We start from the raw sequence: 18967 nt of genomic DNA, 5'->3' as shown, positions 1-18967 counted from the left end.
ACGGGGCAACCTCAGTCCTCCGGCCGATCCGCCCCAGGCGGTTCAGGCAGGCTCGCCGGATCGGTTACAGGCAGCGAGCAGGCGCCGTCCCGGCAGACAAAAGCCGCGGCCGCGGCCCCCTCCGGCACTCTCATGTCGCGGGTGAACGGGGCCAGCTCGGCCAGGCTTTCAACCTCCCCCTTCCTTAGCAGCAGCACCGTGCGGTTCGGCTCGAAAGAGCGCCAGAGCTCCCGCACGAACGGTTCCACTGCGGTGTCCGAGTCGACAGAGAGCGCCAGCACCACCTCGCGGCAGGGCCCCAGGGCAAAGTCCAGGGCGCAGAGCGCCTGGCTGAACGCGCCGGGGTTGGTCTCCAGCACCCCGGAAAACGCGCGGAAAACGCCCTCCGCCTGCCGCTCCAGGCCGCTGTCACCAGTCAGGCGGGCCAGGCGCAGGAAATTGAGCGCCGCCACCGAGTTGGCGCTGGGCATAGCCCCGTCGTACAGCTCCTTCTTTCTCACGAGCAGCCTTTCCCCCTGCGCCGGGGTGAAAAACAGCCCGCCCTCGACCTCATCCCAGAACTGCGTTATCAGGATGCCGTTCAGCTCCAGGGCCGCGCGCAGCCAGCGCAGACTGAACGTGGCCTCGTACAGGTCGAGCAGCCCCTGGACCAGGAAAGCGTAATCCTCGGCGCTGGCCGGGGCCGCGGCCTCGCCCTCGCACCAGCGGTGCAGGAGGTTCCCGTGGCTGTCGCGCAAACGGTCCAGCACGAAAGCGGCCGCCCGCTCGGCCGCCTCCGCGAACCGCGGGCTATCCAGCACGCGCGCCCCCCGGGCCAGGGCGCCGATCATCAGGCCGTTCCAGTCGGCCAGGATTTTGTTGTCCAGTCCCGGCCGCACCCTTGAGGCGCGGGCTTTCAGCAGGTCCGCCCGCGCCGACTCCAGCCAGGCCTCGAACTCCTCCAGTCCCAGGCCGGTCTCAGCGGCCAGGGCGGCATTCTCCCGGCCCGTATGCAGGATATTCAGCCCGTTTGTCGCACCGGCGGCCTCATCCCGGAAATTGCCCTCCGGCCGCACGTTCCAGACCTTGCAGGCCAGGGCGGCCCTGTCATCTCCCAGGATTTTCCGAATATCCTCCACGCTCCAGAGGTAGAACGCACCCTCCCGCCCTCCGCTGTCGGCATCCTCCGCGCAGTAAAACCCGCCCTCCGGGTGGGTCAGCTCGCGCAGTACGTAGCCGAAAGTGCGCTCTGCCTCCCGCGCGTACTCGGCCCGCCCGCTGGCCTGGAACCCCTCCAGCAGCGCCGCGCCGATCAGGGCCTGGTCGTACAGCATTTTCTCGAAATGCGGCACGAGCCAGCGGCTGTCCGTGCTGTAGCGGTGGAACCCGCCGCCCAGGTGGTCGCAGAGGCCCCCCAGGCGCCAGGCGTCGAGGGTGCGCTCCACCATGTCCAGGGCCTGCGGCTCGCCGCTGCGGCGCCACCAGCGCAGAAGGAAACCCAGGTTGTGCGGCGTGGGGAACTTGGGCGCCGCGCCGAACCCGCCGTGGGTCCGGTCGAAAATGCGCTGGAAAAAGTCATAGGCCCGGGCCAGGTTGGGCCGGCCCGGGGTGGGGCCGCCGCCCTCGTCGGTCATGGCGGCCAGGGCCTCGCGCACCCCGGCGGCCGAGCCCAGGACCTCGGCGCGGCGGTTGCGCCAGATATCGACTACCCGCGGCAGGAGTTCCAGCAGCCCGGGCCGTCCGTAGCGCTCCTCGCGCGGGAAATAAGTCCCGCTGAAAAACGGCTCCCCCTCCGGCGTGGCGATTATCGTGAGCGGCCAGCCCGCCGAGCCGGTCATGAGCTGGCAGGCGCTGATGTAGACCCGGTCGATGTCGGGCCGCTCCTCGCGGTCCACCTTGACCGGAATGAAATGATCGTTCAGCAGGCGCGCCACCATCTGGTCCTCGAACGATTCGCGCTCCATCACGTGGCACCAGTGGCAGCTCGAATAGCCGATGCTGATGAAGAGCGGCCTGTCCTGTGCGCGGGCGGCCTCGAAAGCCGCCTCACCCCAGGGGCGCCAGTCGACCGGGTTGAAAGCGTGCTGGCGCAGGTAGGGGCTTTTCTCATGGCGCAGACTGTTGCCATGGCGTTGCGGGCTGCTGTCCGGTTGAGGCATTCTTTCCTCCCAAGTTTCCCCAAGTCAGTCAGGCGAACATTCTCATTCTCAATCTTAACAGTCCTGCGCTCTCAGTTCAAGTGGCCGGCCTCTTTCACCCCAGGGGAGCGGGGAAGCCGCGCCACTTGTCCGCGGGACTGAAATTCCTTATTTTATCTGTTTGAATTTCAAGAGCTCGGGACCAGTAGGAAGATTGGCAGGCGGCGGCATGGAGAGTCTTTTCTCCGGTTCAAGACAGCGTGACCCCGGTGCGGCGGCGGCAGAGGAGCCTCTCTACAAGCCGGACTTCGTCCGGATCCTGGTCATTCATTTCCTGGTCATGGGCTCGGTGGCGATCTACTATTTCCTGCCGCGCTATATCCGGCTGGATGGTGGCAACGAGTTCCTGATCGGCCTGATCATGGGCGCCCCGTTCACCGCAGCCGTGCTGCTGCGGCTTCCCGCCGGGAGCTGGATCGACCGTTTCGGCAAGCGCAACCTGATCTCGCGTGGCCTGCTCGCTTTCGCCGTGACCTCGGCCCTGCCCGTGCTGGCCCAGGGGGCCGGAGTGTACCTTTTTGCGGTGCGCGCCCTGGCCGGCGGCTCGGTGACCCTGTATTTCACCGCCTCGGTCACTTTCGTGGCGGACACGGCCCCGGCCAAGCGTCGCGCCGAGGCGATCGCAGTCTACGGCGCGGCCGGGTTCATGGCCCAGGCCCTGGTTCCCTTCGTGGCCGAATGGCTGCTGGGCGTGCTGCCGTTCGCGCCGGTCTGGAATTACCGGGCGCTGTTCGGCCTGGCCGCGCTCTGCGGGGCGCTCTCCGCTGCGATCAGCCTCTCGCTCGGCCCGGACGCCCCGCGCCCGGAGGGCATCCCCGCCCCCGACCCCTGGCACCGGGTGATCCGCAACCGCACCATGCTCTACCTGTTCATCCCCTCGCTGGTGTTCGGCGCGGGCTACGCCTCGATCTTCAATTTCGTCACTGATTTCACCCAGGTAAAGCACATCGGGGCGCCGAGCTGGTTCTTCATCTCCTACTCCATGGTGATTTTCCTGCTGCGCCTGACCACCGGCCGGGTGATCGACCGGGTGGACCGCCGCCTGGGGGTGGTGTTCTCGCTGAGCTGCCTGGCCCTCGGTCTGATGTACGCCTCTTTCAGCACCCGGCACTGGGACCTGCTGGTGATCGGGATGTTGACAGGAGTTGGCCATTGCTATATCTTTCCGACACTTAGTTCGCTTACCTACGACAGTTCCCCGGTGCACAACCGGGGGACTTCGATGGCGCTCTACATGCTGGGCTCCGACCTGAGCGCCATGCTGGTCAGCCCGGTGCTGGGACGGGTGGCCGAGGTGTGGGACTATTATGTAATGTACCGCATCTCGGCCTTTCTGATACTGGCCGGCCTGGCGTTCTACGCCACCGGCTGGCGGCACCACCATCCGCGGGCGGTGCGGCGCTCGGCCCGCGGGCGGAATACTATGCGCAGCCCGGCCCGCGCGGTCGGCGGGCGCGTGAAATGAATGAAAGCCTCAACCGTTGGCTACCGCTGCATTCCTCAACCCAAAGGGAGCAGAGAGCAATGAAAGCCCTCCGTCTTGGAATGATCCTGGCTCTGTTGACAGCAAGCCTCGCCTGGGCGGCCCAGCCGGGACGTCCCCTGGAATGCCGCGACCTGCTGAGCATGAAACGTCTCGCCGACCTGAGCCTGGCCCCCAACGGACGCTGGGCGGCCTGTGTCGAGTCGAGTATCAACCCCGAGACCTATGCCCGCACCTGGAGCCTGTTGCTCGTGCCCCTGGCAGGCGGCGAGCCGCAGGCCGTGGTCACCGATTCGGCCGAGATCGCGGGCCCGGTGTTCAGCCCGGACAGCCGCGCGCTGGTCTACACCTCGGCGCGCAGCGGCTCCAGCCAGCTCTACCGTCTGCCCCTGGATTCCGGCGCCGAGCCGGTCTGCCTGACCGCGCAGCCGGGCGGGATCACCGGCGCGGCCCTGGCGGCGGACGGCAAGCGGGTGCTGTACACGGCCCAGGTGCTGGCCGACAGCCAGGAGATCGTGACCGACAAGCCGGGGGCCGCACCCCGGGCGCGCATCTTCGATACACTCTTCTACCGTCACTGGGCCCACTGGCGTAACGGCGCCTACAGCCACCTGTTTGTCGCCCCGGCCGAGCCGGGCGCCGCTGCGCTCGATCTGACCCCGGGCAAATACGACTGCCCGCCCCAGGCCCTGGGCAGCCCGCACGATTTCGCGATCAGCCCCGACAACCGCTATGTCTACTTTGTCTCCAACCGCGACCCGGTGGTGGCGGTGAACACCAACAACGACCTGTGGCGGGTGGGCCTGGATGGGCAGGGCCTGGAGAGAATCACCTCCAGCCCGGGAAACGACAACCTGGTGCTGTTCAGCCCCAAGGGCGCCGTGCTGGCCTACCGGGCGATGAAACGCGCCGGGTTCGAATCGGACAAGCAGGACATCTGGCTGCTCGAACCCTCCAGCGGCAAGCGGGTCTGCCTGACCGGGGACTTCGACCGCAGCGCGGATGAGCTGGTCTGGGACCCCAAGGGTGAGACGATCTATTTCACGGCCGAGAGCGAGGGCATGGTCTCGCTGTTCAAGGTGGCGGCCAGGCTGGACGGCCCCGTGCCCAAGGTCACCCGTCTGACCGAGAGCGGCTCCTGGAGCAACCCCTCTGTCACCCCGGACGGCAAGAATGTCGTCGCCCTGCGCCAGGGGTTCACCCAGCCGGCCGAAGTGTATGTGCTGCCCCTGGACGGCAAGCCGGCCAGAGCCCTGACCAGCCTGAACCAGGCCCATGTGGCCGAGCTGGAGCTGAACCCGGTCGAGCCGTTCTGGTTCGAGGCCGAGGACGGAGTGAAAGTGGAGGGTTTCCTGGTCCGTCCGCCGCAATTCGACCAGACGAAGAAATATCCGCTCGTCTACCTGATCCACGGCGGGCCGCAGGGCGCCTGGACCGATGAGTTCCACTACCGCTGGAACGCCCAGCTTTTCGCCTCCTGGGGCTATGTGGCCGTGATGGTCAACCCGCGGGGCAGCACGGGCTACGGGCAAAAGTTCACCGACCAGATATCGGGCGACTGGGGCGGAAAGGCCTACCGCGACCTGATGCGCGGCCTGGACTACGTGCTGGCCAATTACGCCTTTGTCGACTCGACCCGCATGGGCGCGGCCGGGGCCTCCTACGGCGGCTACATGATAAACTGGATCGAGGGCCACAACCGCCGTTTCAAGTGCCTGGTCAACCATGACGGGGTCTACAACCTGGAGAGCATGTACGCCTCCACCGAGGAGCTGTGGTTCCCGGAGTGGGAGTTCGGCGGCACGCCCTGGGACAACCCCACCCTCTACCACCAGTGGTCGCCCCATCTGTTCGCCCGCGATTTCGCCACTCCGATGCTCGTGATCCACGGCGACCGCGACTACCGTGTGCCTCCCGAGCAGGGCCTGATGGTGTACACCACGCTGCAGCGCAAGGGCATCGAGTCGAAGATGCTGTATTTCCCGGATGAGGGCCACTGGGTGCAGAACCCGAGGGATTTCATGATCTGGAACCGGACCATCCGCGAGTGGCTGGACAAGCATCTGAAAAGCGAATGACGTTAATCTGAGCCTTTCGCGTCCTCAATGAAGCGCGGTTGTTGCATGTAGGGGCGCACCCGGGTGTGCGCCCAGGCGGACACATGGGTCCGCCCCTACACGAGATCAGAGACTGGTGGCTGCGGACTGTAACCGGCCCCCGCTGGCTTTGCTTCTTTCACAGAAATGAAAGAAGAAAAAAGCTTTGAAATATTTCTTAAAATGTGACCGACTGTGGAATAAAAATCGTCATTTCCTTACTTGCATCCAAGAAGCGGGAGAGAATCGAGTTGGAACAGGTCAACGCGTTCGAAGAGGAAATCACCGGCCTTCTGCCCGAGGTGGAGGGAGCCGCGCAGATAGTCCGCTCAGCCCTGGAGCGCGGCCAGGGGCATCTGTTCGAGAACTGGAAGCAGCGCGGGCCGGATTACCGCGAGGCCCTGGTGCGCCAGCTCGCCCGGATCGACTGGGAGGTGTTCGACCAGGCGCAGGAGATTCTGCGCGACGGCGAGAAGCTGCGCGAGTACGCCGAGGACGAGGTCTATCCCGTGCCGATGCGCACCCACGAGGCGCAGCAGGACGACAGCCTCACGGACTGGGAGGCCGGCCGCCAGAGCCTGATCGAGGGCAAGGTGGCTTGGCTCGTGCCGGCCGGGGGAAGCGGCTCGCGCCTGGTCAAGATGCTGCCCGAGATTTACGCCTCGTTGCCGTTCAAGCGCCGCTACAAGGTGGCTGATGAGCAGATGAAGGAGTTCGACGCCGACTGCGCCAAGGGTCAGCTCCCGATCACCCCGGTGCTGGGCAAGACTTTCTACGGCCTGTTCATGGAGCAGGCCCTGGCCATCGGGGCGCGGGTGCAGCGCATGCCCGTGCTCATTTTCATGCTCAGCGACGAAACCCGCGAGGCCTCGCTCACCACGATCACCACGCACAAGCTGTTCCCCAAGCTCGAAAAAGCGATGGTACTGTTCGACCACGGCATGAACCCGGTGCTGGACAACGACGGCAGGATCATCCCCTACAACGGCGAGGGCCGGTTGGTGTTCAGCGGCAACGGCAACGGCGGGATGTTCAAGGCCATGCGCGGCCCCGGCTACAAGGGCGGCCGCAACATCTTCGAGCGCCTGGACGCCGATGGGATCGAGGTGGTGGGATTTTCCAACGTCGATAACCCCGTGGCGGACATCATCACCCCGCGCATGCTGGGAAGCCACGTGCTGCGCGGCGCGCGGCTCACGTTCGGCGTGGTGAAGAAAGCTTTCGCCCTGGAGCGCGTGGGCATGATCGTGCACGTGGACCGGCAGGAGAACCTGGAGAAGATCGAATACAACGAGTTCCCCGAGGCCCTGGCCCGGCGCACCCAGCCCGGCGACCCCAGCCGCCTGCTGTTCGAGCACGGGGATGTCAACGTGTTCCTGATGGACCTGGCCGAGATGGAGGCGGTGGTCCGCCTGCCGCTCAAGATGTACGCGGGCAAGACAGTCAAGACCGCAAACGGCGGGCGCGCCGTGGGCAACAAGTTCGAGTCCTTCGCTTTCCACATCATCCGCCAGGTGCCCAAGGGCAAGGTGGATGTGAAAGAGATCCTGCGCGCCGAGCAGTTCATGCCCACCAAGAACTCGGTCGGCCGCGACAGCCCGGCCACTGTGATCCGCGCCCTCTGCACGCGTAACATGCGCTGGCTGGAACGACAGGGCGCGCGCCTGGCCACCCAGAGCGTGGAGGGCTGCCTGCTCGACCTGCAGCGCCTGATGCGTGAGATGGTGGAGCCGGCCGCCCGCGGCGCCGCGTTCCACGCTGAGGTGCGTGCCGTCGAGGACCAGATTGAAGAGGCCTGCGCCGCCCGCGCCACGTTGGAGATAGACTCCCTCTGCGACAGTATCGCCGCCCTGGGCGACCGGGCGCAGGCGGCCAAGCAGGAGACGCTCAAATCCGCCTGCGACCACGTGTTCAGCGTGCTGCGCCCCGGCGAGGCCAAGGCATTCGTGGAGTTCAGCCCGTGCTACGCCATGGAGGCCGAGGACCTGGCCGAGATGGGCGTGGGCGAGGGCTGGGTTCTGGAGGAGGGCTCGCAGGTCGCCCTGACCGGCCACCCGAGCCAGGTGATGCTGGGCGCGGGGTTCCATGCGAAGAAAAACAGCGCCTTCATCCTGGACATCCACAACGAGTACGGCGATATCCTGATGAACGACGACCGCTGGCTGACTTTCGAGCTGGAAGATGCCGGCAAGGCCGAGATCGGGCAGAACGTGACTGTCGAGGAAGGCGCCGAGCTGGAAATCCACGTGGAGGGCAGCGGCAAGGTGGTTATCCCGGACGGCGCGGTGATCCGCGGCAACCGCACGGTCACAGTGCCGGACGGCGAGACCGTGACCGTGGAGGGCTGAGGTCGGCTTATAGAGGTTTTCATGTAGGGGCACGGCATGCCGTGCCCCTTTTTTCTATTGAAAAGATATATTGACAAAAAACAAAGCCAATATATCATTGAAGACACTGAATCATATGCCTGCCCCAATCATCCAAGACGCAAACGCATATGATAATCCACGGCAAAACGGCATCGGCACTCGTGCTGTGGTCGATGCTCGCGGTCACTCCGCAAGCAATGCAAGCCGCGCCTTCTACGCAGGACGGCCCCTACCGGTATGACGTCTGGACCACAATCAACGACGACACTTCACGCTTCAATCATGGCGATCCGGGCTGGGTCAGGCACATGGCCCAAAGGCGTTCGCGCCGTGCCGCTGCGGCCCGGGGAGGCACGCAACTGCAGGCGATCACCCCGGACAAGTTTAACCTGCCTGTCCTGCTGGGCTGCTTCAGTGATAAGAAGGGCTTTTACAGCGCAAATAATTTCCAATCGATGCTTTTCAACGATCAAAATCCCGACGGCTCGCTCTCCAATTATTACTCTGAAACCTCGTACGGGCAGTTCCAATTGACCGGGAACTGCTATGGCTGGTTTAATGTCGATAATCCACAATCCTATTACGCCGCCCACGACAACGGTAAAAGTGACAATTTCCCGAACAACAGGCCAGGCTTTGTCCGGGACGTGGTGGCCAAAGCCGATCCCAGCCTCGATTTCAGCCAGTTCGACAACGACGGCCCGGACGGTGTCCCAAATTCAGGGGATGACGACGGTTACGTGGATTGCGTGTATGTCGTTTTTGTCGGCAAGGGAGCCGAGGGACAGAGCTCCGGAGATACAACAAACCTCTGGTCGTCCCAGGGCTCTCTGTGGAACAACGAGTACACCACCAACGACGTGTCAGCCAACGGCAGGTACGTTAAAATCAACACCTGGGTGCTCGTTGCTGAAATGGAGTACTACAAATATAAAAATGGATACTGGATGGAGGGCATCGGAACTTTCGCCCATGAGTTCGGCCACGTCCTGGGTTTGCCCGACCTGTACGACCGGACAGACGCTTCCGTCGAACCGGATTACACCTCTTCCCGAGGAATCGGATCTTGGTGCCTGATGGCCGGCGGGAGTTGGAGCGGAGAGCTCAATTATCCGGACAAGCCGAGTCAGATGTCCGCCTGGTGCAAAATAAAACTGGGCTGGGTTACGCCGACGATCATTGACAGAAACCAGAATCTTACGATTCAACAAGTGGAAACCTCCCCGCAGATATTCCAGCTCTGGGAAGATGAATACGCCTCGAGCCGGTACTTTCTGCTGGAGAACAGGCAGAAGACGGAATTGGACCAGCATCTTGCCGGGGACGGCTTGCTGATTTACCACGTGGATGATTACCACTGGAACGGGTTACACAACACCTACGGCCCGGACAACGATGATGTCCGGCATAAAATGGTGGACATCGAGGAAGCCGACGGCAAGGATGATCTGGACAAGGCCGCCAACTGGGGGGATGCGGGGGACCCTTTCCCCGGCTCCAGCGGAGCGGTCAGCTTCGATGACGGCACCTACCCCAATTCCCGGGATTACGACGGCAACGCCACCGGGGTGGCGGTCAGAAACATCAGCTCCTCCGGCCCGTTCATGACCGCGGACGTATCCGTGCGGCAGCTAACAGGCTGCACACTGGCTTATGATGAAGCTGGGATCAGCGGCTGGTCATGGGGATACCAGAACCCCCTCGATACCTGGGGGGGAGTCCTGTTCACCTGCAGTGAGACCGGTTTACTGCAAGCGCTGGATATCGCTTTCAAAGCCGACAACACCAGCTACCGGATCGAGGTCTACCGGACATTTTCGAACCTGACGCCCGGTGGTCTTCTCTGCTCCACCGAGGGTATCGCCGCCAGGAGCGGATGGAACAGGATTGTGCTGGACAGTCCGCCCGTGCTCCGCGAGAATCAGGATTTCTTCGTCAGCCTGAAAATCCATAACGCAGCCTATGCGATCCCGTACGACAAGTTCGGAGAGAAATCTCTCCGATCCTTCATCTCGGGCGACGGCGTCAATTTCGACGGTGTGATCGGACGGATGGGTGGGGATATCAATATGCGGGCGCTGATCCGCACCCGCGGCGTCCAGCCGGTGATTGCGCTTTCCGATACCGTGCTGAGCCTGGGCTGCGCGGTCCGCGGGAAAAACGCGCTCAAGACCCTCACTGTCTCGAATACCGGCAAGCTGGATTTGGATGTCTCGCGGATAACCTGCGACTCGGCTGTTTTCTCGGTCGACAGGAGCGCGGCGCTCATCCCGGCGGGCGACTCGGTCTTACTGACCGTGCGGTTCTCACCCACGGCTGTCGGCAAGTGCGGGGCCATTCTCAGCCTCCTCAGCAACGCCCCGGACCGGGACAGCTTGAATGTCAAACTGACAGGAGAATGCACTGTATCGAATATCTCCCTCAGTAAAAACAGCCTGGCTTTTGGTGAAGTCTGTATCGATTCGCTGAAAACCTGTCTGCTGGAGGTCTTCAACCGGGGGGCCGCTGCATTCGATGTTCATTCCGTGACCTCCGGCGACAGCGCATTCCAGGCCAGCTTGAGTGATTCCGTCCTGTCGCCGGGCGGCAAAATGGTCCTCAGCGTTTCTTTCTCTCCCAGGAAACTGGTGCAGTATTCCGGGGCCGTGTCGCTGGTGAGCAACGACACTACCCTGACTGTCACTCTGAGCGGAGTCGGCAAAAAACCACCGGTGTTCCTGTCTGCCCTGGGGAATGAATACTTCCGCGAGACTGAGGGATACTATCAGGTGTGGGTGATATTGAGCAACGCTCTGTCGAACCCGGCGGTGTCACTGCTGCTGAGCGAAGACGGGGGAAAGACTTTCAGCACGAGAATCCCCTGTTCGAGAGTCGGCGACCGCTATTTTGGCGCGGTCCCGGCCCAGCCTCTGGGCACGGTCCTTTGTTATTATGCGGAAGCTTCCGACAGCACTGGGGCAGTCTACACTCTGCCTCCGGACGCGCCGGAATCCTGCTTCAGGCTCGAAGTCACCCAGCATAAGCGCGGTGATACGGACGATAACTGGAAAGTGGATGTCTTCGACCTTCTGGCCCTGTTGAAACAGCTCTCCGATCCCTCGAAACAGACAAGCCAGGGCGATGTGAACTCAGACGGCCGTATTGACGTGTTCGATCTGCTCGCCCTGCTGAAAATTTTGAACGGAAATTAAGTTAGTCTTTGCATCCTCAATCAGTGGTATAATCACTCAAAGCCTGCTCTCCTCTTTACGACCGCGCTGTCTCCCCTCCTCCTTTTTTCCTTGTCCCGCCGCGCCGGCGGCGGTAAATATTGGTTCAAAGATTTGCCTATATCCAACCGTCCTTACAAGTCCCGCATCCACACACACCCGCTGGAGGCAATCCATGATCACTTTGGTGGCGATTCTCGCGGTATCGGTCCTGGGCATTGTGTTCTCGCTGATCGGTGCGGCCAAGCTGCAGCTCTCCGAGCGCGCGGGCCTGAGCGATGCCCAGTTCGGCGGCCTGATCTCGGCCCTGATGTTCACCAGCATGATCGTGGTGCTGGCAATCGGCCCGCTGGTGGATGCCTGGGGCCACAAGCCTTTCGCCATCCTGGGGTTCCTGCTGAGCGGCGCGGCCATCTCGCTGTTCGCGTTCCTGCGCAGCTACAAGGCCCTGATCGTGGGCGCGATGCTGCTGGGCGTGGGCGGGATGTGCGTGAACACCGTGGGCAACACCCTCCTGCCGCAGGTGCTTTTCGGCGGGCAGAATGTCAACGCCGCGCTCAACCTTGGCAACATGTTCTTCGGCCTGGGCGCGTTCCTCACCCCGTTTCTGGCCGGGTTTCTGATCCATAAAATCGGCTACTCCAAGACCATCACCATCGTGGCCCTGGTCGCCCTGGTGCCGGTGATCTTCGCTTTCAGCGCCAACACCTATCCGCCGCAGCCGCCCAGCGGTTTCGACCTGGGCGCGGCGTTCGGCCTGCTGTCCAACCCGATGGTCCTGATTGCGGCCCTGGCCCTGTTCTGCTACGTGGGCCTCGAGGCCTCGATGGGCGGCTGGATTTCCTCCTACCTGACCAGCATCGGGCTGAGCCAGGGCAAGGCCAACACCGTGCTGAGCGGGTTCTGGATCGGGATCATGCTGGCCCGGCTGATCACCGCCGGCGTGGTCACCGCGGCCAACGGCCCCACGGTTATCACCGCGCTGGCCCTGGTGGCCGCGGCGACCATTTTCCTGATGGTCGGCTCCAGGAGCAAGGGCCTGGGCGCCGTGGCCGTGCTTCTGACCGGACTGGCTTTCGGCCCCATTTTCCCGACCATCGTGGGCGTGACATTCTCCAAGATCGTGCCTGAGCTGCACGGCAGCGCCTTCGCGATCATCTTCGCCATCGGCCTGCTGGGTGCGAGCACCATCCCGGCGGCAATCGGCCTCTACGCGCGTGGCAAGAGCATCCAGAAATCGCTGGTGATCGCGGGTGTGGCCGCCCTGGTGCTGTTCGCGGTGGCCATTTTCATGGGCCGTCTGGCGGCCTGACACTGAACGGACCAACACAGCCTGGAGAGACGAGATGACCAGACGCAGAGAGTTCCTGCGCGCGGGCGCGGTGGGCGCGGCCCTGACCGGAGCTGCGGCCAAGCCGGCCACTGCCGCCGCGGCGGCGCAGGCACCGGTGAAACACCAGTTCAAGCTGAAATACGCCCCGCACACCAGCCTGTTCAGCAACATCCCGGATGAGATCGACCGTCTGAACGAGTACGCGGCCCACGGGTTCACCGCGTTTGAGTGCAACGGCCTGCTGGGCTGGCCGATGGAGCGGGTCGAGAAGCTCCGCATGCGCATGGACGAGCTGAAGATGGAACTGGGCGTGTTCGTGGCCAACCCCTCCGGCTGGAACAAGGCCGGTATGGTCGACCCGGCGCAGCGCGAGGCGTTCCTGGCCGAGGTCAAGTCGGCCCTGCCGGTGCACAAGGTGGTGGGCAACTCGATCTGCACCGTGATCACGGGGCCCGAGATACAGGGCAAGTACAGGCCCTACCAGCGTCTCAACGTGATCGAGAGCCTGAAGCGCGCGGCGGATGTGGTCTCGGCCGCGCCGGAGCTCACCCTGGTGGTCGAGCCGCTCAACCCCTGGGTCGACCACGCCGGGTATTTCCTGAACACCTCCTCCGAGGCCTACGAGATCATGAAAGCCGTGGGCAGCCCGCAGGTGAAGATTCTGTTCGACATCTACCACATGCAGATCACCGAGGGCAACCTGATCAACAACATCCGGGCCACCTATGACGAGATCGGCTCGTTCCAGTTGGCCGATGTCCCGGGCCGTCACGAGCCCTACACCGGCGAGATCAACTACCGCGAGGTGTTCAAGGCGATCTACAAGCTCGGGTTCAAGGGGATCGTGGGCATGGAGCTGGGGGCCTCGGTGAAAAGCGACCCGGAGGGCAGCCTCAAGGTGGTGGCCGCGATGGTCGAGGCGGACAAGTTCGAGGTGTGAAAGGGAAAATAGGAAACACTTATTAAGAGCGTAGTCTGCTGTGAATTTCCTACAGACTACGCTCTTATGATATAACTTTAATCATATTATCATAATGCTTTAAGTCCTCTTTTTTAATTAACTCCAAAATATCTCGCATAATTGCGGGCGTTTCTGCAAGAATAGTCAAATCATCTTCCTGATCACCAATAAGATTTCTGTGTGAATGGGTCTGTGTGTATCTGTAAATACGCGACTTCTTTTCCTCTTCAAAATCAATTGCTTCCAATTTGCCGTACAAAGTATTTTCATTAGGCATTCTAAAAGCCAGAAAAGTCTCCAAAACACGACGAGCAATGTTGGGTGCAGGATAATAACCATCCAAACCCAAGGAAACAGAACTAGTTGCAATGTCGTTTATATATTTAAATAGATATTGGTACTCAGTTTCGTAATCCTTAAGCAGTTTATCTATTTCGCGAATTGCCGTCTTTCTCTCTTTTCCTGAATAATTACATTCCAACATAAATATACTCTTAGATTTTTTATCCGGACCCCGCAGATTTCCAAACCATTCTCTTATTTGCTTGTAAAATGCATAATTGTGTGTTAGCACAATTAACTGTTTTGCTTCCTTTGTTCGGGATTTAATAAACCCAAATGCACCAAATAACGCATTTGCATCTAAACTTGAAACGGGATCATCCAACACAACAATCCCATTAGAAAGATCAAATCTAGAATCTTTCAACGTCTTTAAGAAATGAAGTAAAGCTATTGCGGTTTTTTCTCCATCACTTAATCCATCCGCTACAATATTACCTCGCTTGATCAAGTATCCTGTTTCGCAGGCAAAAAACACAAGTTCACCGTGTCCTAAATAGGCCTTCAATTCTCGAGTCAGTTCTTGAGCAGTCTTCCCGTGTGGCGCAATGTCCTTCTCTAAAGATTCTTTTTCCTTTTTTTTAGAATCTATACACAATTTGAGTTCTGCAAAAGCTATCCTCAATTCATCTAATTTTTTTATATAATTTTGATACTCGTTAATAGTACTTATAACATAGTGAGCCTCCAATTTATATCTTGCCGCCTTTTTCCGTTGGATATATTCTCGCGATCTATCATTGTGTTCATTGATTATTCGATTAACCCCATTGATCACTTCATCATTCAAAAGAGTACCATCAAATTCCATTTCAATGGCTCTGAATGGAGAAAGAGCTTTATTCTTCATGGCATTCTCAAATCGATCCAATTTTATAATTGCGGTAGTGGTTTCTTTTTTTATTTCTTCGCATGCAGATTTATAATCTTCTATAAGATCCTCGTAAATTCTGGCCTTGTCGGGCAAAGCTATGTTTTGTATTTTTAGTTTTAGGACCTGCAGCTCCTTTATTTTATCTAATACTTTTTCCGCTAATGCCATGTATTCTTTATTAAAGTGCGCCTCTAATTTGACAATTCTTTTCGGTGGAAGTGTTTGATCACAAAAAAGGCAACAATCCGCACATCTTTTTTTGTGTATCGACAGACCTTCCTTTATCCAGTCCGATAGTTCTTGGTCATCTTGCAGAGATTCGATAACAGAAGAAACAACAGTAGTGATTAGGATTTTTGAAGTGTCTTCCAAAACCTTCTGAATATTAGAAAACGATATATCAACAGAATCAATCTCTTCCTTTATACCGCCCAGATGTATCTGCATAAGCCGTTGTTCTTCTGCACTATCAAGCAATAAAGGCAAGACGCTCTTGCTTGTCAACGATTTCTCGGCGGTTTCTTTATAATCACTTTTATTATAATTATTGTAATCAGAATCTTGAGCCGTAAGAGTGGTTTTAATGGCTTTCGCCCTTGAAATACAATGGGTCTCAAAATCGCTTTCTATCTGTTTTAATTCATCACCAAGCATTCTTAAATCTTTTTCTTTGTTTTCCAATTCCTTCGTCAACGACTCAATTCGATTATGCTTTTCTTTGTTTTCTTCTCCAATAATAAATATCGGAGCAGCAATCCCATCCTCAGGGAATACATTGTTACTCACAAAAACTCGATTAAACACACGTATGGGAATATCAGAAGTTGAAAAAGCATTTCCTTCGATGGCAGTATTATCATCAAACTCAATTTCGACAATTGCTTTGACATTCCTTTTTCTTTCCAAGCTCTGCAGCATATTACCAATGGTTGATTTTCCAGTCCCATTCCAACCATAAATCAAATTATATCTTGCGAGACATGGCAATCCCGCCGGCCAAGAAAAATCTCTAAAAATGCCAAGATTTTTCATTTTAAGAATTCGATTAATTCTCATATACATGCCTCTTGGAAACTTACAACAAAACAACAAACTAGTTATAACATACAATTCACAACAGAACAAAACAATATAGTTTTTAATAAAGATAGGGGAGCACCAAAAGTCATGCCCCCCTTCGTTCTTGTCATGCTCACTTCCCCCCTATCACTTCCCGCTCGCGCAACCAGCCCTCCAGAAGCCCCGGCCAGGCAGTCACCGCCCCGCCGTTCACCCCCAGCCCGAAACCGTGGGAGCCACGGGTGAAAATGTGCATCTCCGTGGTCACTCCGGCCGCGACAAGGGCGTTATGCAACGCGATAGCCTTGGCCGCGGGCGTGGTGGTGTCGTCATCCGCGTTGACCAGGAACACCGGCGGCGTCTCGGCGCTGAGCACACTGTCGATCCCAGCCGGCACGGCCGGATAGATCAGCGCCGCGAAATCCGGGCGGCTGCTGACTTTCGCCAGTGGGTCCGCGGCGGACTGGTCGCCTGCGGTGTAATGCGTGGCGGTCCAGGCCGCCATGTAGCCCCCGGCCGAGAACCCGATCACCCCGATCCGCTGCGGGTCTATCCCCCATTTGGCGGCGTTGGCCCGCACCATGCGCACCGCCTGAGGTCCATCCGCCAGGATCGCGCCGCGCACCGCCTCCGGCGCCCGTCCCTCCGCGGTCTCGTACTGCTTGGGGCAGAGACGGTACTTGACCACGATACAGGTAAGCCCGGCCGCGTTGAACCGGCGGGCGATATCCAGGCCCTCCTTGTCCCAGGCCAGCACCCGGAACCCGCCGCCCGGGAAAACCACGAGCGCCGGGGCCGCTTTTTGTCCGCCGGGGGCCGGGTAGACTGTCAGGGTGGGGGTGGACACATTGGAGACGATACGGTTGAACCCCTGGGCGTTGCGGTTGTTCTCGCGGTTCTCCACGCTCTCCGGCTGCCCGTGGCGGATCAGCGTGTCGGGCGCTCCGGCCGGCCAGAGCGGCAGGGGAACCGGCTCATCCGCGGCCAGGGCGGCCAGCGGCAGGCTCAGCAGAGCGGCCAGAAACAGGAGCAGCAGTCTTGAGATGTCAGGCCGGCACTTGTACATTAATCCTCCGTAAAGCGATCCGGTTATGTGAGATAACGGTGCGATGGCACTGCTCGCCCCTGTCAGCGGCGGCTGTCGCCGAACATGTCACCCAGACCGCCCAGGATCGAACCCTCGCCTTTCTGGCTCGACCCGAAAGTCTGGGGCGCGCTGGCGATGATCCGGTTGGCCAGGCGCGAGAACGGCAGGCTCTGCAGCCAGATGTCGCCGTGGCCGCGCAACGTGGCCAGGAAAAGGCCCTCTCCGCCGAAAATCATGCTCTTGAGGCTGCCCGCGCGCTCAATGTCGTAGTCGATGCCCTTGGTGAAAGCCACGATGCAGCCGGTGTCCACGCGCATGACCTCGCCGTTCAGCCGGCGCTTGATCACTGTCCCGCCCGCGTGTATGAACGCCTTACCGTCACCCAGCAGGCGCTCCAGGATGAAACCCTCGCCGCCGAAGAACCCGGTGCCCAGACGGCGGGTGAAAGCGATGCTCAGCTTGGTGCCCATCGCGGCGCACAGGAAAGCATCCTTCTGGCAGATCAGCTCTCCGCCCACCTGGCCCAGCTCCACCGGGATGATCTTGCCCGGGTAGGGCGCCGCAAAAGCCACCCGTTTCTTGCCCTGGCCGCTGTTGCGGAAATGGGTCATGAAAATCGACTCGCCGGTCAGCACGCGCTTGCCCACGGAGAGCAGCTTGCCCATCAGGCCCTCGTTGGGGTCGGAGCCGTCGCCCATCTTGGCCTCGAACGTGATCCCGTCCTCCATGTAGTTCATGCTCCCGGCCTCGGCTATCACCACCTCGCCGGGATCGAGCTCCACCTCCACGATCTGCATGTCGTCGCCCAGGATCTCATAGTCCACCTCGTGGCTGTTCATTGCCGCCCTCCACTTAAAAGGTTATTATTCGTCCTGACTTGTCGGATAATATGACATCCCTGTTAGCTGGCAGGTTCATTTTATGATAGAATAGAACCGTACAGGAGATATGATGGCACAGGACGGCGAAAGAATCAAGTGGGGACTCGTGGGCACGGGGAAGATCGCCGCTAAATTCGCCCGCGCGCTGGGGCATTCGGTGAGCGGCAGACTATGGGCCGCGGCCAGCCGCAGCCAGGAAAAAGCGCTGGCTTTCACCAAAGAACACGGCGGCGTTCAAGCTTATGGCGACTACGCGAGCTTGTTAGACGACCCTCAGGTGCGGGCCGTGTACGTGGCCACCCCGCACCCGCTGCACGGCGAGTGGACGAGCCGGGCCCTGCGCGCGGGCAAGGCCGTGCTGTGCGAAAAACCGCTGGAAGTGACCGAAGCGCGGGTGAAAGAAATCGCCCTGGTGGCGCGCGATAGCGGCGGTTTCCTGATGGAAGCGTTCATGTACCGTTGCCACCCGCAGATAAACCGGATGATCGAAATCCTGCGCTCGGGCGAGATCGGGACGGTGCGGCTCATCCGGGCCACTTTCGGCTACCACGGCCGCTACGACCCGGCCAATATCAAGATGAACCCTGCCACGGCCGGCGGAGCGATCCTGGATGTGGGCTGCTATACTGTGAGTATGGCCCGTCTGGTGGCCGGTGTGGCCCTGGGCCGCCGCGTGGCCGAGCCGCTGGAGGTGACCGGCCAGGCGCTGATAGGAGCCGAGAGCGGGATCGACGAGTACGCTGTCGGCTGCCTGCGCTTCGAGGGCGATATCCTGGCCCAGGTCGCCACTGCGGTGCGGGTGGCACTGGACAACCGTCTGATCGTCTTCGGCAGCCGCGGGCGGCTGACAGTCGAAAGCCCCTGGAACGGCGGCGGCCTGGAGGGCGGCCCCACGCGGATCGTAGTGGAGCCGGAGGGCGGCGATCCAAGGGTCGAAACAATCGAATGCCCGCAGTGGCTCTACGCCCTGGAGGCGGATGCCGTGGCCGCGGGCCTGGCCGCCGGGGGCCCGCTCTGGCCCGCCCCGGACCTGGAGGACTCTCTGGGCAACGCCCGCGCCCTGGACCTCTGGCGCGCCGCAGCCGGAGTACGCTAC

At 60.3% G+C, this 18967-nt stretch carries 11 protein-coding genes; 7 read left to right on the top strand and 4 right to left on the bottom strand.

What is annotated here, in order from left to right:
- Nucleotides 1-11 precede the first annotated feature (11 nt).
- A complete protein-coding gene (locus tag LLH00_19085; protein MCE5273388.1) occupies nucleotides 12-2138 on the bottom strand; it encodes a thioredoxin domain-containing protein in 2127 nt (708 codons plus the stop codon).
- Nucleotides 2139-2346: 208 nt separating this feature from the next.
- Here LLH00_19085 and LLH00_19080 point away from each other — a divergent pair, with 208 nt between their 5' ends.
- From LLH00_19080 to LLH00_19055, 6 genes are all read left to right on the top strand, one after another.
- Nucleotides 2347-3642 carry an MFS transporter gene (locus tag LLH00_19080; protein MCE5273387.1) on the top strand — a complete coding sequence of 432 codons (1296 nt, stop codon included), beginning with the start codon at nucleotides 2347-2349 and terminating at the stop codon, nucleotides 3640-3642.
- A 59-nt stretch (nucleotides 3643-3701) separates the two neighbouring features.
- Nucleotides 3702-5738 carry a S9 family peptidase gene (locus tag LLH00_19075; GenBank protein ID MCE5273386.1) on the top strand — a complete coding sequence of 679 codons (2037 nt, stop codon included), beginning with the start codon at nucleotides 3702-3704 and terminating at the stop codon, nucleotides 5736-5738.
- Between the two features lie 269 nt (nucleotides 5739-6007).
- On the top strand, nucleotides 6008-8104 hold the full coding sequence (locus tag LLH00_19070; GenBank protein ID MCE5273385.1) for a UTP--glucose-1-phosphate uridylyltransferase: 2097 nt from the start codon (nucleotides 6008-6010) through the stop codon (nucleotides 8102-8104).
- Nucleotides 8105-8253: 149 nt separating this feature from the next.
- Complete coding sequence (locus tag LLH00_19065) at nucleotides 8254-11316, top strand: M6 family metalloprotease domain-containing protein (protein MCE5273384.1); 3063 nt, start codon at nucleotides 8254-8256, stop codon at nucleotides 11314-11316.
- Nucleotides 11317-11509: 193 nt separating this feature from the next.
- Nucleotides 11510-12646, top strand: coding sequence for an MFS transporter (locus tag LLH00_19060; GenBank protein ID MCE5273383.1), 1137 nt, complete (start codon nucleotides 11510-11512; stop codon nucleotides 12644-12646).
- Nucleotides 12647-12680: 34 nt separating this feature from the next.
- Entirely contained in the window at nucleotides 12681-13607 is a 927-nt protein-coding gene (locus LLH00_19055; GenBank protein MCE5273382.1) for a TIM barrel protein, read from the top strand.
- Between the two features lie 64 nt (nucleotides 13608-13671).
- Here the strand turns inward: LLH00_19055 and LLH00_19050 are convergent, their stop codons facing one another.
- The 3 genes from LLH00_19050 to LLH00_19040 all read right to left on the bottom strand — a co-directional run bounded on the left by LLH00_19050 (nucleotide 13672) and on the right by LLH00_19040 (nucleotide 17829).
- On the bottom strand, nucleotides 13672-15900 hold the full coding sequence (locus tag LLH00_19050) for an AAA family ATPase (GenBank protein ID MCE5273381.1): 2229 nt from the start codon (nucleotides 15898-15900) through the stop codon (nucleotides 13672-13674).
- Between the two features lie 136 nt (nucleotides 15901-16036).
- On the bottom strand, nucleotides 16037-16969 hold the full coding sequence (locus LLH00_19045; protein MCE5273380.1) for an alpha/beta hydrolase: 933 nt from the start codon (nucleotides 16967-16969) through the stop codon (nucleotides 16037-16039).
- A gap of 62 nt (nucleotides 16970-17031) precedes the next feature.
- Nucleotides 17032-17829 (bottom strand): TIGR00266 family protein, encoded by a 798-nt coding sequence (locus LLH00_19040; protein MCE5273379.1) that lies wholly within the window; start codon nucleotides 17827-17829, stop codon nucleotides 17032-17034.
- A 112-nt stretch (nucleotides 17830-17941) separates the two neighbouring features.
- Here LLH00_19040 and LLH00_19035 point away from each other — a divergent pair.
- Nucleotides 17942-18967: Gfo/Idh/MocA family oxidoreductase (locus LLH00_19035; GenBank protein ID MCE5273378.1), on the top strand; the 1026-nt coding region annotated here is incomplete at its 3' end.

The sequence above is a fragment of the bacterium genome (genome assembly GCA_021372515.1).
In the GTDB taxonomy this organism is placed as follows: Bacteria; Gemmatimonadota; Glassbacteria; order GWA2-58-10; family GWA2-58-10; genus JAJFUG01.
The sequence above is the reverse complement of the archived record's forward strand: the minus strand, read 5'-3'. Positions and strand labels throughout refer to the sequence as shown.

What these genes read in the sequence shown, in the direction of transcription:
- LLH00_19080 (MCE5273387.1), top strand. Translation starts at nt 2,347, where the DNA reads ATGGAGAGTCTTTTCTCCGGTTCAAGACAGCGTGACCCCGGTGCGGCG.
- LLH00_19045 (MCE5273380.1), bottom strand. Translation starts at nt 16,969, where the DNA reads ATGTACAAGTGCCGGCCTGACATCTCAAGACTGCTGCTCCTGTTTCTG.
- LLH00_19065 (MCE5273384.1), top strand. Translation starts at nt 8,254, where the DNA reads ATGATAATCCACGGCAAAACGGCATCGGCACTCGTGCTGTGGTCGATG.
- LLH00_19085 (MCE5273388.1), bottom strand. Translation starts at nt 2,138, where the DNA reads ATGCCTCAACCGGACAGCAGCCCGCAACGCCATGGCAACAGTCTGCGC.
- LLH00_19050 (MCE5273381.1), bottom strand. Translation starts at nt 15,900, where the DNA reads ATGAGAATTAATCGAATTCTTAAAATGAAAAATCTTGGCATTTTTAGA.
- LLH00_19060 (MCE5273383.1), top strand. Translation starts at nt 11,510, where the DNA reads ATGATCACTTTGGTGGCGATTCTCGCGGTATCGGTCCTGGGCATTGTG.
- LLH00_19040 (MCE5273379.1), bottom strand. Translation starts at nt 17,829, where the DNA reads ATGAACAGCCACGAGGTGGACTATGAGATCCTGGGCGACGACATGCAG.
- LLH00_19055 (MCE5273382.1), top strand. Translation starts at nt 12,681, where the DNA reads ATGACCAGACGCAGAGAGTTCCTGCGCGCGGGCGCGGTGGGCGCGGCC.
- LLH00_19075 (MCE5273386.1), top strand. Translation starts at nt 3,702, where the DNA reads ATGAAAGCCCTCCGTCTTGGAATGATCCTGGCTCTGTTGACAGCAAGC.